The following is a 665-nucleotide window of genomic DNA, read 5'->3' on the forward strand; positions in this document are numbered from 1 at the left end:
CAGATGCTTCAAGGCAGCCGTGAGGTAATAAGGGAGAGCAGGAATCTTGAAAATGTAACTCAGGAGATTACCGGAGGCATCAACGAAATAGCGTTAGGAGCGGAACAGATCAACGAAGCCGTAAACATGGTAAACGACATAACCGTGAAAAACAGGGAGAGCATTAATCTTTTGGTTAAAGAGGTGTCACTGTTTAAAGTAGAGTAGAGGATAGTGAGAAGTGAGAAGTGAGAAGTGAGAAGTGAGAAGTGAATAGTGAGTAGTGAGCAGTGAGAAGTGTTGCCGTTAGCAAGCGCAGCGTGTTATTTCACGCGCAGATAACGAACAAAAACACTGCTCATTGCTCATTGCTCACTGCTCACTTCTCACTGTCACTGCTTTCCACTCCAATTTAAAAAAATTAATTAACAGTTTTATCTATTAAATACTTTTTTAGTACTGAAGACACTACCCCAAAATCCAACGGTTTCCCTACATGGTCATTCATGCCGGCTGCAAGACAGCGTTCCACATCCTCGCGGAAAACGTTAGCTGTCATGGCTATTATAGGGACTGTTTTCGCTCTTGGGTGGTCAAAGGCGCGGATAAGTTTTGTGGCTTCATAGCCGTCAACGCCGGGCATGTGAATGTCCATAAAAATAAGGTCAAAGGAATTGGGATAGGCG

The 665-nt window shown here is 43.8% G+C and carries 1 protein-coding gene and 1 pseudogene; one reads left to right on the forward strand and one right to left on the reverse strand.

Annotated features, from left to right (window positions below):
• Window positions 1-207 (forward strand): annotated as a pseudogene (locus ACYVRA_RS07955) (methyl-accepting chemotaxis protein); the annotation flags it as partial.
• Window positions 208-400: 193 nt separating this feature from the next.
• Here ACYVRA_RS07955 and ACYVRA_RS07960 read toward each other — a convergent pair.
• Window positions 401-665 (reverse strand): response regulator (locus tag ACYVRA_RS07960; RefSeq protein WP_461252198.1); only part of this gene is annotated, 265 nt, incomplete at its 5' end.

Source organism: Treponema sp. R8-4-B8 (assembly GCF_054786175.1).